Source organism: Pseudocolwellia sp. G5-9 (assembly GCF_055808995.1).
Map to the genome: position 1 here is coordinate 3,419,329 of NZ_CM147893.1, position 14,095 is coordinate 3,433,423.

The 14,095-nt window shown below is 36.4% G+C and carries 10 protein-coding genes; 5 read left to right on the forward strand and 5 right to left on the reverse strand.

The features are described from left to right. Positions 1-92 precede the first annotated feature (92 nt). Complete coding sequence (locus AC0L5Q_RS14770; RefSeq protein ID WP_473610361.1) at positions 93-1,577, reverse strand: aldehyde dehydrogenase family protein; 1,485 nt, start codon at positions 1,575-1,577, stop codon at positions 93-95. Positions 1,578-2,181: 604 nt separating this feature from the next. Here AC0L5Q_RS14770 and pobA point away from each other — a divergent pair. Further along, on the forward strand, positions 2,182-3,363 hold the full coding sequence (gene pobA, locus AC0L5Q_RS14775) for a 4-hydroxybenzoate 3-monooxygenase (RefSeq protein WP_473610364.1): 1,182 nt from the start codon (positions 2,182-2,184) through the stop codon (positions 3,361-3,363). Positions 3,364-3,395: 32 nt separating this feature from the next. On the opposite strand, the gene AC0L5Q_RS14780 is transcribed toward pobA, so the two are convergent. Together AC0L5Q_RS14780 and AC0L5Q_RS14785 are read right to left on the reverse strand one after the other, a co-directional pair. After that, positions 3,396-4,325, reverse strand: coding sequence for a helix-turn-helix domain-containing protein (locus AC0L5Q_RS14780; protein WP_473610368.1), 930 nt, complete (start codon positions 4,323-4,325; stop codon positions 3,396-3,398). Between the two features lie 81 nt (positions 4,326-4,406). Next, the gene (locus tag AC0L5Q_RS14785; RefSeq protein WP_473610372.1) at positions 4,407-5,282 is read right to left on the reverse strand and encodes a helix-turn-helix domain-containing protein; all 876 of its coding nucleotides are present in this window, start codon (positions 5,280-5,282) and stop codon (positions 4,407-4,409) included. A gap of 327 nt (positions 5,283-5,609) precedes the next feature. Between AC0L5Q_RS14785 and AC0L5Q_RS14790 the strand changes: the two genes are divergently transcribed. Beyond that, positions 5,610-6,518 (forward strand): LysR family transcriptional regulator, encoded by a 909-nt coding sequence (locus AC0L5Q_RS14790; protein WP_473610376.1) that lies wholly within the window; start codon positions 5,610-5,612, stop codon positions 6,516-6,518. Here the strand turns inward: AC0L5Q_RS14790 and AC0L5Q_RS14795 are convergent. Both AC0L5Q_RS14795 and AC0L5Q_RS14800 read right to left on the reverse strand, forming a co-directional pair. Further along, positions 6,515-7,582 carry an OsmC family protein gene (locus tag AC0L5Q_RS14795; protein WP_473610380.1) on the reverse strand — a complete coding sequence of 356 codons (1,068 nt, stop codon included), beginning with the start codon at positions 7,580-7,582 and terminating at the stop codon, positions 6,515-6,517. The two genes, AC0L5Q_RS14790 and AC0L5Q_RS14795, sit on opposite strands and share 4 nt — an antisense overlap. 257 nt (positions 7,583-7,839) lie before the next feature. Then, positions 7,840-10,089, reverse strand: coding sequence for a TonB-dependent receptor (locus tag AC0L5Q_RS14800; protein WP_473610384.1), 2,250 nt, complete (start codon positions 10,087-10,089; stop codon positions 7,840-7,842). A 479-nt stretch (positions 10,090-10,568) separates the two neighbouring features. Between AC0L5Q_RS14800 and AC0L5Q_RS14805 the strand changes: the two genes are divergently transcribed. From AC0L5Q_RS14805 to AC0L5Q_RS14815, 3 genes are all read left to right on the forward strand, one after another. After that, the gene (locus tag AC0L5Q_RS14805) at positions 10,569-11,783 is read left to right on the forward strand and encodes an OsmC family protein (protein WP_473610388.1); all 1,215 of its coding nucleotides are present in this window, start codon (positions 10,569-10,571) and stop codon (positions 11,781-11,783) included. A gap of 88 nt (positions 11,784-11,871) precedes the next feature. Continuing rightward, positions 11,872-12,645 carry a coniferyl-alcohol dehydrogenase gene (locus AC0L5Q_RS14810; protein WP_473610391.1) on the forward strand — a complete coding sequence of 258 codons (774 nt, stop codon included), beginning with the start codon at positions 11,872-11,874 and terminating at the stop codon, positions 12,643-12,645. 64 nt (positions 12,646-12,709) lie between these two features. Next, on the forward strand, positions 12,710-14,080 hold the full coding sequence (locus tag AC0L5Q_RS14815) for an alkyl sulfatase dimerization domain-containing protein (protein ID WP_473610395.1): 1,371 nt from the start codon (positions 12,710-12,712) through the stop codon (positions 14,078-14,080). Positions 14,081-14,095: the final 15 nt, after the last annotated feature.

Here is a 14,095-nt window from a genome sequence, read left to right on the forward strand (position 1 = left end):
GCTTTAGTGGTATGGAGCTAGCTCTTTGATATAGATATAAGGTGAGAACTCAACAGGCAAACGAGTTTGTTTGCCTGTAGGTTAAATAGTTTTTAAAATAACCAACCACTAGGGGCCGAAATTGCATGAAATTCTTGAAACGCGATGATACCTTCATAGCCTAAATTGCGACCAATACCACTATGTTTATGCCCTCCAAACGGAGCACGGCCATCTTGAGCTAATGGGCCATGGCCATTGAGGTAAGTATAGCCAGCTTGAAGTAAAGGTGCTATTTCAAGTGCTGTATTGCGATCTTCTGTCCAAATTGATGAACATAATCCAAATTCAGAATCATTAGCTAAACTGATGGCTTCTGCAATAGTGTCAAAGGGTATAATAGGTACAGCAGGACCAAATTGCTCCTCTTTGACTATACGTAAATTAATATCAGGGTTTAATACTAAGGTTGGTTTTTGAAAGTAACCTTTATTATATAGTGCTTGATCAGGTACTTGACCCAATTCAAGCACTTCTGCGCCAGCATCTTTCGCTTCTTGTATCATACTTGTAACAATACTATATTGTTTCTTATTATTTAATGGCCCCATAGTGGTTTCAGGCAAAGTACCATCACCAATAACCTGTTTAGAAGCAATAGCCGTTAAGCCATCTACCAATTCTTGATAGCGAGAACGATGAACATAGATACGTTTTAGCGCCATACAAATTTGTCCAGCAGACATAAATGAAGCAAGATACATTTTAGTTAAAGCCTCAGTATCTAATTTAGCATCTTCTAAAATTAATCCTGCATCGTTACCTCCTAGCTCTAGTGTGACTGGAACTAAGTTTTCTGCAGCAACTTTCATGACATGTTTGCCTATATTTATACTACCAGTAAAGTTGATCGTTCTGATCGCTGGATGACTTAATAGTGGGTCTCCAATGTTTTCAGAAGAGCCTGTAAGTAGATTAATAACTCCTGGTGGTAAAATTTCAGCCATTATACCTATAGCTTTGGCTGGAGCCATTGCTGCTTCTTTCGATAGTTTAATTACTACAGTATTACCTGCAATTAACGCTTGTCCTAGCTTGGCACCTAATATGGAAATTGGCCAGTTCCAAGGTACCACTAAAGCGGCTACACCTCTTGGCTGGCGCGTAATGATTGTATCAAAAGGAGGACCTGATAATTTTTCATCTTGGGATAAACGATCTGCGTAAGCTGCTACTTCTCGAAAACGGTCGCTAATACGAGTCATCTCTAAACCAGCTTCTTTAAGTATTTTACCGTGTTCTCGGGTAAATAATTGAATTCGATTTTGTAATTCGTTTTTATCAGCCATTAGCCTATCTGCTATTTTTAATAGGTAGTCAGCTCGTTCGTGATAGCTTAAACGCGCCCAAGTAGGCATAGCTGTTTCTGCTGCTTTACATGCTAAATTAACGTCTTCAATACCTGCACTTGCAACATGACCTACTAATTCATCAGGTTGCGCAGGATTATAAATTTTATATGTTTCACCTGAAATAGCTTGTGTGTACTGCCCGTTTATATACAGCTGGGTATGTGTTGTTTTTTGATTTGAAGTCATTATTTATCCCCTCTATTTATTATTCAACATGATTTTTATGTATTTTAGTAAGTAAATTTTTTTGGTCGTTTTATTTTTATTATCAAGGTAATAACAGTTTGTCTGAGAGTCCAAAATATCGTTCTCTTAAACAATAGAAGTTAAATATTAAATTTAAATAAACTCCTTTAATTAAATTAAAGTTAAACATTATTATTATTTAATGTCAATTAATAGACCTAGGTCCGCATGGTGGACCTTTTCTTTTTTTAGTATATAATTAAGTACGCTTAGATGTTTAAGTAGAATATGTCGAGTATATTTTTATAAAATAGCACGTGTTCTTAATGTCCTAGTTGTAAGGTACTCCTTAGAGTAAATAATATGTTGTATTATAATTTAAAATATTAATTTAATTTATTATTTGTTTTTTATTTCAATTATTTATGTTTTTCTTGGTGTGCTTTTAGAGTGATGTTTTTTAAATGAAAAACACTTTTTATCAAGAGGTTTTTTATTTGTATGTTCGATAAGTACCAATAAAATAATCATTGCTGCATTATTTTTAAAACTCTTTATTGCAATAATAGAGATATAATTAAACAACAACTGTACGGTGAAATATATGAAAAAGTTAAATACAAAAGTCGTCATAATTGGCTCTGGTCCAGCGGGTTTGTTCCTAGGACAACTATTACAAAATCAAGGTATTGATAACATAATTATCGATAATAAAAGTCAGGATTACATTCTTGGACGGATCCGTGCAGGTGTGCTTGAACAAAGTACGGTTAATATTGTTAGGGAAGCAGGTGTTAATCAGCGTATGGATCATGAAGGCTTGATTCATGAAGGTTTTACTATGGTCTGGGGAAATGATAACCAAAGGCAAAGAATACCTTTTACTGAGCTTACTAACGGTAAAATTATGATGGTATACGGCCAAACAGAATTAACTAAAGATTTTTTAGATGCCCGCAATGCCAGTGATGCTATATCTTTTTATGACGCTGAAAATGTTACTCCAGATAATATATACGGAGATACGCCAACAGTACGCTTTACCCATAACGGCGAAGAGTATGAAGTGAGTTGTGATTATATTGCCGGCTGTGATGGCTATCATGGTGTATCACGTCAATCAGTTCCAAGAGAAGAAATAACAGAATATGAATATGCTTATCCTTTTGGTTGGCTTGGTATTTTGGCTGATGTTCCGCCAGTAAGTCATGAGGTCTTATATCAACATCATGAAGATGGTTATGTTCTCTGTAGTATGCGTTCAAAAACCCGTAGCCGATATTATATTCAAGTACCTTTAGATGAAAAAATAGAAGATTGGTCAGCAGATAGGTTTTGGACAGAATTAAAACGACGATTACCCGATGATATTGCTGATAAAGTGGTTACTGGTCCTGCACTCGAAATGAGTATAGCGCCATTACGCAGTTTTGTTTGTGAGCCTCTTCGTTTTGGTAATTTATTTTTAGTAGGAGATGCCGCTCATATAGTTCCACCTACAGGTGCTAAAGGTCTGAATTTAGCAGCGAGTGATGCAAAAGAACTATTTGACGCATTGGTCGTACGTTACCAAAAAAATGACGCATCACATTTAGCTCAATATTCTGCTAAAGCATTGGATCGTATTTGGAAGGCAGAACGCTTTTCTTGGTCTATGACTAAATTGTTCCATCGACTTGATGAAAACCCTATTACCATGAAAATGCAATTAGCTGAAATTAGTTATTTGGCGAGCTCAAAAGCAGGCCAAACCACGATAGCAGAAAACTTTGTTGGTTTAGATTAATTGAACTAATATACCCTCCATTCTTAAGTAAATTAAGATAGTTTATCTTCGTTGCCAACATCATCATTTATATGATGTTGGCGCCTCACTTTAACTTTAAATTTTTTTGGGGTTATGCCCGTTTGTTTTTTAAAGAAACGTGAAAAATAGCTAACATCTTCAAATCCTAAGCGATATGCGACCTCTGATACAGATTGAAATGTATAAGCTAAATTTATTTTGGCTTCACTGATAATACGGATATGAATCACTTGTAAAGCCGACTTTCCTGCAATAGCTTGACAGATCCTATTGAGATGGGTTGCTGAAATTCGAAGTTGTGCGGCATATTCCGGTACTGATTTTTTTGCGACAAGAGGATAGCCAATCATATTTTGAAAACTTCGATAGAGCCACAGGCTTCTATCCTCTTGATAGGCGCCTTTATCATTATGAGCTCCTTGAAGTATTAATCGAGTTATGCGAGTTAAAATAAGTCCGAGTAAACATTGAATTGATAAGCTTCGATCTGGTTGACGACCAGAATATTCTGCTCGTAATTGTCTAAATAAGGGGGCAATAACCTCACTTAATTCTGGTTGTTCATCGTTATTAATATAGGAAGGTTGATCAAGTATTTTTTGACTTGATTTTGCATTAACTAACAGCTGATCCATATATATTTTTGATATTGTTATCATGATACCTTCAATATCATTTTGCACATTAAAGCGGTGCACATCGCCCGCAGGAATAATACAAAAACTTGGGGAGGTAATAGTGTAATTATTCCCGCGTATTTGCATTGAACCGCCACCTGAAAAAAAATAGCCTAGGTGGTATAGATCATCGTGGCGATGAGGTTCAATAATCCAGTTATTAAGCGCTGATGAGCTTTTAATATCATCAATATAAACAGGGTTTAACGAAAAATCGGTGTCAAAATCACCATAAATACGGTAGTTAGGAATGGCCTTTTGCATTTGACTCGCCTTTATTAAAAACTTTTAATATTAACACTAGTTCATTAGCGGGGGGAATTAAACGAGATGCAAGAAGTTAAATTAAGATTCTATTACATGATTATTAGTTGTCACAACAGGAGCTAAATTCATTATGTTACCGTGTTGGCTAAATAATCTAGAAATTTCTAGCGCTGTTTTACGTAACTGAGGTAAAAGAAAATCATTAAGTTGTTCTTCAGATACTGCATCACGAAGATATAAAATAGCTAAAGCGCCAAAAGGCACATTATCAGTAACTAAAGGGATTGCTGTTGCTCTAATTCCATCAATAGGAGAATGATAATCGGCTATTGCATAACCTCTCTGTTGAATGATCTCTATTTCTTGAACCGCCTTATCTACTAACTGTTTTGCTTCATCATCTGTTTTCATTAGAGAAGCGACCGCGTTTATCATTTTTTGTCTTTTAGTTATTGTTGTTGCTGATAAATAAGCTAGACCACTAGCAGATGATAATAAAGAAAAACGCCCTTGTTCGAATCGTTTTAGATAAATAGGTGCCGTATCTCTATTTGATGCTTGTACAACCATAGCAGCACCTTCCAGTATAAGAAGATCAGTCGGCCACTTCACTGTTTGAGCAAAATCATTGAGGTAATTTCTAGCGGCAACAGCAAAATTATTATCAGCAATCATAGGGCTGGCAAGAAGGCGAACTTTAGGTAGTGGCTTATATCCCCCAGCGGTGCGATCCATAGAGATATACCCTTCATTGCTAAGTGTTTTTAGTAAACGAATAACGGTAGCTTTTGGTAGACCAGTACTTGCAACAATTTGTGTTACAGTAGCCGGTGTTTTTTCATTTACAACTACTAAGATATTAAGTCCGCGAACTAAAGATTGTACACTTTTAGATTGTAGTTTTACGTTTTCATCTAATGTTTCAGTGTTTAGCTGATTGCGATCTTTTATCATTGCAATTTGATCTTTTTTAATTAATACAGTGAGCGCTATTATGCCTTTCATATTTTTTAATTTCAAACTAGAGTTGTTCTAAGTAGCTACTTTTCATATAAAAATATCATTGCTTATGAAATTAAAAAGAAATAGGTTTTGGGCTAGTAAATTGTGGGCTTAACGATATTTTTTTAACTTTTGGCTTGCTAATAAATCTGTTTTAAAAAGTAGTCATGGTTAGTAGTACAATGTAATAATTTATTCATTTAATTTTTTATTGAAATGTATTGAGTTATCTTAGAGAGTTTTACATAATTATTTTCATCAATCTTAGTGGAGATTAATATGAATGAATTTAATATTGAAAAGGTTGATTTAAACTTGTTAAAGTCATTGCAGGCTCTACTATCTGAGCGACATGTAGGTCGGGCTGCTAAACGTATGCATTTAAGTCAGTCAGCGATGAGTCATACTTTAAGTCGATTACGCAACACCTTTAATGATCCATTGTTTGTTCGAACGGCGAAAGGATTAGAACCTACAGCGCGGTTATTAGCTCTTTCTGGTGACCTCAATTCTATACTCAGTGATATAAGTACTTTGTTAGCGCCGAAATACTTTGAACCATCGAAAGTAAATAGTGTTTTTAGGCTGCAAACTCATAGTTTTATTATTTCTAGCTATTTAGCTCCTTTTTTTAAAAGGATCAATAAAGTTGCGCCTAATTTGATTTTTGAAACTCATGCTATTTCAGAATACAGTTATCAGCAGTTAGACAAAGGGGCTGTGGATTTAATTGTTGCCGCAGGGCATCAAGCACCTAACCAAATGATGCAACGTAAAATTGTAACAGAAGATCGTGTTTGCTTGGTTGATAAAAACCATCCTGCGATCTCTCATTGGAGTATCGACAATTTTTTAAAGTATCGCCATATAAAAAATACCTTATTAGAAGAGAAAGATGACCCTATTTCAAAAGCACTCAGTAAGTGTAAATTACCCGCTAGAGTGATTGGTTTTTATGCCGATGATATGCTTGCTCAGGGGGTTTTCCTAAAAGATTCTGAATTGATTGCTACCATTCCGCGTACTTTAGCTCAAATAGAGCAAGAGCAAAATGGTCATGTTATTCTACCATGTCCATTAGAAACTGATGCAGTAACAATCAAAGCAATTTGGCATGAGAGGAGCCAGAACGAACCACTACATCAATGGTTGCGAAACGAATTGGCTGCTATTAATTTTTCAGTTTAATTTGAAAAGCGTTTAATACTTATTTTGGTTTTTAAGTTTGTCCGACAGAATGCATGCAGAAAACATGTCTTCTCAGAAACATCGAGAATATTTTGTGCAAACTCATCAGATTCACTACTTTCTAAATATACATGGGTTTCTAATGGATCTGCCTGACCCAGCTTTCCGGTGCCACCGGAAGCACCTCCCAAAGTAAAATGTGAATCTTGCATAATACGGTAAGCACTAAGGTCTTTTTTATTCATTTTTGCATAGCGACCAAACTGGGTCATAAAGCAAAAGCCAATACCTGCGGAAATATAGCTTGTGGCATCAGGTGCTCTCCCTTGCCCCCCGTTTTCTGGGCCTTCTTCACAGAGTAAAGTAAATACAGAGCCATGTGGATTATAAAGGTACTGTACTATTTCTTTAATACCGTCAGGGCGTATAGTACATATACCTCTTAAATGTAATAACCGCTGTTGTTTATCTTGCAACGAAGCGCTTTTACCCGTAACAGAATGTTGATGTTTTGGTGTCATCGGTCCTTTAACACAATGCTTAGACCAATCACCTTCACAGGGGGTCACAATATCTAAGGTTACTCCCGGGTCTGGTTCGGCAGGTTGGCCCATAGTTAAAGCATTTTGTGTTTCTATTTCACTACCATTGTGAGATAAGGTGAATAAACTTTCATGCTGACCTCTCATTAAGCCATTTAATGGAGAGGCTGCCGTTGCATCTTGAACCAAGCGGAACAAGGTATTTTGATCAACATCGCTGTCTATTTGAACTTCCAAATCAACGTCATGTGCACTGGCTTCCATAGTACCTTTTACCATACTACCATCCATTCGATAATAATTGTCTTGGATTAATCGAATATTGTTGATGGTAATATCTCTAATTTTTGCTAGTGCGGTTATTTCGTTCATATAGGAGGCAACCATTCCAACAGTGAGATAACACAGTGGAGCAGGGGCCGTGTCAGTGCCGTCTAAATAGGCCCCTTCATCGCTGGCCATTCTCCAAGTATTGCCGGTTCGAGCAGAAGTTACTAAAGCTTCTTTTTGAAAAATTGTCATAGAATTTACTATAGTACGGAGATCTTCACCTAAGCGTGGTTCAGCAGCTTGCAATCCAATTTCTTCAGCATTGGATACTTTAAAGATTAGTGGTTTACCACATTCCAATAAAAGATTCTTCACCTTGTTTGACATGATTTTCTCCAAAGGTTTTAGTGTTTTTAATTTGATAAAATTTTACTTAAATAAGGAAATATAAAGTTGTTAATGTTTTACGTTAGACAACTTTATATTTAAGGCTTTATTATGTCTAAATGTTATTCGAAACTATAAGACAAGGTCACACCAAATTGGCGAGGGGCATTATAGGTAACAAATTGTTGTCCGCCACAACCTTCGCAATCCATAAATCCAATACCGCGTAAAATATTACCTTCTTGAACTTCGTCAGTTAGATTAGTAATATATAATTCAACTTTGTATTGCTGACTTGGACTGAACCAGAATAAACGAGCGTTAACGTTGTTATAGTCATCTGCTTTATCACCTGGTCTATTGGCAAAAGAGTAATATATTTCGTCTGTATATGAGGTTTCTAAACGGGTTCTAATAGCTCCACCATTTTCTAGGTCCCAATTACCAGTTAAGCTCAACGAATATGTTAATTCAGGAGAACGAGTTAATTGGTTGCCTGAGTAGTCAACACCATCGAAAATAAGATCTTTGTACTCGCTATCCATATAACCTAAACTGCTATCTAAGACCCAGTTATCGCCTAATAGCGCCACTACTTCCATTTCAATACCATTAACGGTAGCTTTACCAGCATTACCTGCAGCAGGACCGCTATTTTGGAAAATTTGGAATTGTAAATCTTCATAATTATTAGAGTAAACAGCTGCATTAAAACGAATGGTATCTTGCAAAAATTGGCTTTTAAACCCCACTTCAAAAGTGTTTACATACTCAGGATCATAAACCGCTTGGCGACCAGCTTGCACAATAGCCACTTGATTAATACCACCACTTTTATAGCCTCGTGCATATGAAGCATAAAGCAATGAGTTTTTTGCGTAGTTCCAATCTAGAGCAAATTTTCCAGTCACTTCTTGGGAATCTGTACCCACAGCGTCTTCAAATAATGGGCCAAATAATATATTTCTATTTGTGCCTTCTTTTTCGTCATCGGTATAACGTAAACCCAAGGTTGCAGATATATCGTCAGAAAAGTTATAGGTGCTTTGGGCAAATGCGGCCCATGAAGTGGTGGAGACGTCGCCACCTAATTTAACTCCTGCCTCTGTACCATTTACTGCTGCTAGTATATCAAAACGGCTTTCGAAAAAGGTGGAATACCTCTCCCCATCCTCGGTGAAATAATATAAACCCGCTAACCAGCGTAATTCGCTATTAGTCTCAGAAATAAATTGAATTTCTTGAGAGAATTGATCTGCTGTTTCAGTTAACACTAATTCACCAAGTGCTTTAGGTGAGCTATCAGTGTCTTGATGTGATTCATACTCAGACTCAGCATAAGCGGTGATTGACTTAATAGAAAAATTTTCAAATTCCCAATCGAGTGTACCTGATACTAAGAGAAAGTTGTTCTCTTGGCTTTCTTTAACATTTTTTCCTTCTTTAAAAGGACTAAGGTCATTTTCCAGCTTGTTACCATCAACAATAAAGTTATTGGTATCAGGTATTGGAGGACCGGAAAGCTCATCTGGGAACGGTGAGCGTACTTCGGCTTGTGTGCCAACTCCGCCATTTTTCACATAACTTGCACTTAGAGTGAAATCAAGTGAATTGTTAATATCGAAATAGAGGTGACCACGAAAACCACTAGAATCAGCGTCGTTGGCTTCAGTACCGCCAGCTACACTATTTTCAGTAAAACCATCACGATCTTCAGTAAAAGCAATAAAACGTCCTTGTACAGAGTCACTAAAAGGTAAGTTTACTGAAGCACGAACACGTCGCATATTATAATTACCTACCGTTGCATCTAAAGTACCACTTAAATAGTCTTGGGGTTTTCTGGTGATTAAGTTAATCGAACCGCCTGTAGCGTTTCGTCCGTACAGTGTGCCTTGTGGGCCTCTAAGAACTTCGACTCTTTCGGTATCAAATGCAGTAAATAATGTGCCGACAGGTCGACCAATATAGACACCATCTAAATGCATAGCGACGCCAGGATCTCCACCAGCAGTGGTATTTTCCATACCTATACCACGAATGGCGACAAAGGCGACGGGACCAAAGTTACCAAATTGTAATGAAGGCACTAAAGTACTTAAGTCACTAATACCGTCAAAACCGCTGTTTTCAAGATCTTCTTCACTTAATGCACTGACGGCGATAGGGATTTCTTGTAAATTTTCCGCTCGCTTTTGAGCGGTAACATTAATGACTTCAATTTTTTTATCTTCTGAGTCTTCTGCAAAGGCAGGAAGTGCGAAAGCTAGGCTAATAACGCTACTATATAGTGCAGTACGTATACCTGTTTGAACGGCACTTCTGATCATGTTTTTATTGTTGTTTGAACGATTGTTGTTTTGATTATTCATATTTCCCTCTTCAATTACTATTTATTGGTTTAAGTGAAAACCTTATATTTTATTTTTAGCATTGTTCTAAATCACCATATAGGAACAGTTATATTAGTTGTAATGAACAAATGTCCAACTCCATATGCATGATATTAATAATTAAGATATTTTATTATTTTTCAATTGCTTGTGTTTAAAATATAAGTGGTTAGACCCCTTTAAATATATAATTTCAATAGTTTGTTGGTTCTTATGGTGGACCTTGGTTCATTTATGTGGAATTATATATTCAGATAACAATATTATTGGTGGCGTCATAATCACACCTTTTGTATTTGAATATAAAAGATATCAGCACAGTAAAAATTCGCGTTATTGGTGTTACTTCAGGTCCTTGAATCAATAATGCTCTATTACCTGTTGAGTATGATGCTGCTTTGAATGCCAAAATGAACAAATGAGCATTTAAAATCAACGAAATAGATTAGGTAAGTATTATGAGTAAAAAAGTAGAAAACCTCCTAAGAGATAGTGGCAAACCTTTATTTTATAAAGTGGATAGTAATTCTGAATTAAACCTCAAAGCACCAGAGAAACGATTAGGAGAAGATTTACGGACTGCGGTGCGTTCATTAACTATTTTCCAAAAAGAAGCATTAGTTACTTCAGCAAAAACAGGGCAAACGTGGCGCTTAGCCAGCGATGAAGGTGCTTATCTTAATGGTACAGATTATGCCCCAGCACCATTATGTTTCTTAACCGTTGGTATGATTTCTTCTTATATGAATGAAGTCATTGCTCTTGCAAAAATACGCAATATAACGATTAAAAATATTCGTCTTATTCAAGATAATTATTACAGCATGGAAGGAAGTATGGTGCGTGGGACCATGATAGCCAGCGCTCATGATGTTGATTTAGAAGCTCAAATTGAATCTGATGCAAGTCGCAAAGATTTAATGCAATTGATGATGGATGCGATAGCAGCTTCACCACTTAATGGATTAATGAGAGGTAAGCACGAAAGTTTATTTACTCTTAGTCATAATGGTGAAGAGCTAGAACCTGAAAAAGCATTACCTATTGGTAAGCCTGTCTTGGTAGATCCAAAAGTATCAATGGATGAAGCGTTACCTGCTCAAGGTGACTGGAATGACATGTGTATAAAAGGAGGTCTGACACCTGAACATAAAAATTCTGTTAGTGGCGCAGGCTCTAGCCTTACTGATCACCAATCCCGACTACTGCATTTAAGAGCTTACTGTACATTACGAGACGATGGGATCAAAGAGATCACACAACACCTTTATAATCCACATGGTTCTGTTTTTACATTGTTATCTGAAGAAGGAGAAGGTAATGGTGGTAAAGGGCGTGCGCCAGATGCAACAACCTATATATCAGCAGGTATTGGTTTTTGTTTTATGACCCAATTTGGGCGTTACGCGAAAATGAATAATAAAAACCTCACGGATTATCGTATTGTGCAGGACTCCCATTTTACTTTAGGTGGTGCTTCAGGTGGTACGGGAGTCGCTGGTAAAGCAGATCCATTAGAGACACATGTTTATTTAAATAGTAGTGAAGATAATACCTTTGCTAAAAATATTCTTGATGTATCTGAGCAAACTTGTTTCTTACATGCCTTTTGTAAGACTGACTTAAAAACAAAAATCAAACTAGGTGATTATACACAAAGCAATACTGATTAGCTGCTAAGGAAAGGGGCTTATTCTATTTTCATTAAGATAAATTTAATCCAGATCCATTAACGTATTCTGGAATATTTAGGAGAATAATATGTTAGATAATAAAAAGATAGTTGTTACTGGTGCCGCATCAGGCATAGGAGCTAAAACTGTTGAACTTTTAAAGCAGCAAGGGGCCACTGTTATAGGTTTAGATATAGTTCCTGCTGCTAATGTTGATGAATTTATTCAGCTAGATTTAACAAGTAAGAGTTCTATTGATGCTGCAATTGATAAACTAGAAGGAATTGATGGTCTTTGTAACGTAGCTGGTTTACCACCTACCCAAGATAAAATAAAAGTAATGACAGTTAACTTAGTCGCATTACGTTATTTAACTGAAGGTGCTATTGCCAAGATGAATAATGGTGGCTCTATTGTAAATGTGGCTTCATTAGCTGGTATAGGATGGCCGAATTCAGTGGACGCTATTAAAGATTCATTAGCTAACATGAATTTTAATAATATCGAAGCATATTGTGAGAAACATGAAATTGTTGGACCACAAAGTTATTTCTTTAGTAAGGAAGCATTATTAGTTTGGACCATGTTAAATCGTTGGACTTGGCGCGAGCGTGGTATTCGTATGAATTGTGTAAGTCCCGGCCCTGTAAATACCCCTATTTTGAAAGACTTTATTGAAACACTTGGCGAGCGTGCTGAAGAAGACATGAAAGTTATGGATAGAACAGGTACACCTGAAGATATCGCCCCTGTAATTTCGTTTTTATTAAGTGACGCTAGCGCTTGGCTGCGTGGCATTAATATTCCTGTTGATGGCGGAATGTCATCTCATGTTATGGAAAAAATGCATGATCTAGCTTAAGTGAGTATCGCGCTCAATTTTAGCCTCTCTTATAAACTAATTATCAAGTAATAAGGCGAAAAATATGTCTAAATTAAGTATTAAAACTCTTATCAGCACTATTGTTGTCATGCTTTTTACTGTTGAAGGTAACGCTAGTGTTGAATCTGAAGCTACGCAATTATTAATTAAGCGTAATGCGGAGTTTGAAAAACAGATCATTCAACTTAGCGATAATATATATACCGCTGTTGGCTATGGTGTATCGCCTATCAGTATGATTGAAGGTGCAGATGGTATTATTATTATTGATACTGGAATTGATGCGAATATAGGTCAGCAAGTAAGGGAAAAATTTCGAGAGATTACCGTAAAGCCAGTAAAAGGTATTATTTTTACTCATGGACATGGAGATCATACAGGTGGAGCTATTGCCTTTAAAGATAATACAGATGTAGCTGTTTGGGCTCATCATGGATATGGACATGAAGCTAGCTTTGCTCATAAAGCTGGTCTTACTATTCAGCAGAAACGTGGAGCTAGGCAAGGTGGCTTTTTGTTATTACCTGAGCAACGAATCAATAATGGCGTTGCGCAAGCTTATTGGCCAAAAAGAAAAGGAGGCGCATTTGACGCTGCAAGCGACACTTACCCCACAGATTGGTTAAGGGATAACCGACAAACTATATCTATTGCAGGAATTGAACTTCAACTTGTTGCTGCTGCTGGCGAGACGGATGATCAGCTTTATGTATATTATCCTGGAAAGCGTGCTTTATTTTCTGGCGATAATTTTTATAAATCGTGGCCAAATATATACCCTATTAGAGGTGTTGCATATCGTGATGTTGGTCAGTGGATAAAATCACTTGAAGATATGTTAAAAGAGAAACCAAGTATATTAGTTGGCGGACATACTAGACCAATACTAGGTACAGAGAAGGTTGCTGAAACACTTAGCAATTATCATGAAGCAATCTCATTTTTATTTAATAAGACTATTGAAGGTATGAACTTAGGTTTAACACCTAACCAATTAGTTGATTATGTAATTCTTCCAGATAAATTCAAAAATGTAGACTATTTAAAACCATACTACGGTCACCCTGAGTGGGCTATTAGATCAATATTTAATGGTTATTTAGGATGGTTTGATGGTAATCCCAGTAATTTATTTCCACTTTCAGATAAAGAATTAGCCACTCGTACTGCTGAGTTAGCAGGTGGTGTGGATGTATTAATCAAGCGAGCAGAACAAGCATTACTGAAAAATGATCCGCAATGGGCTGCTCAGTTATGTGATCATATTTTGGCACTAGAACCTAATAATAAAGAGACTTTACAAGTAAAAGCTAAAGCCTTAACTAAGCTGGCTGAAAGCCTATTAACAGCCACAGGTAGAAATTATTACCTAACAGTTGCCAAAGAGCTAATAAATAAGGCGAATAAACTATAACAACTAAAAAAATAT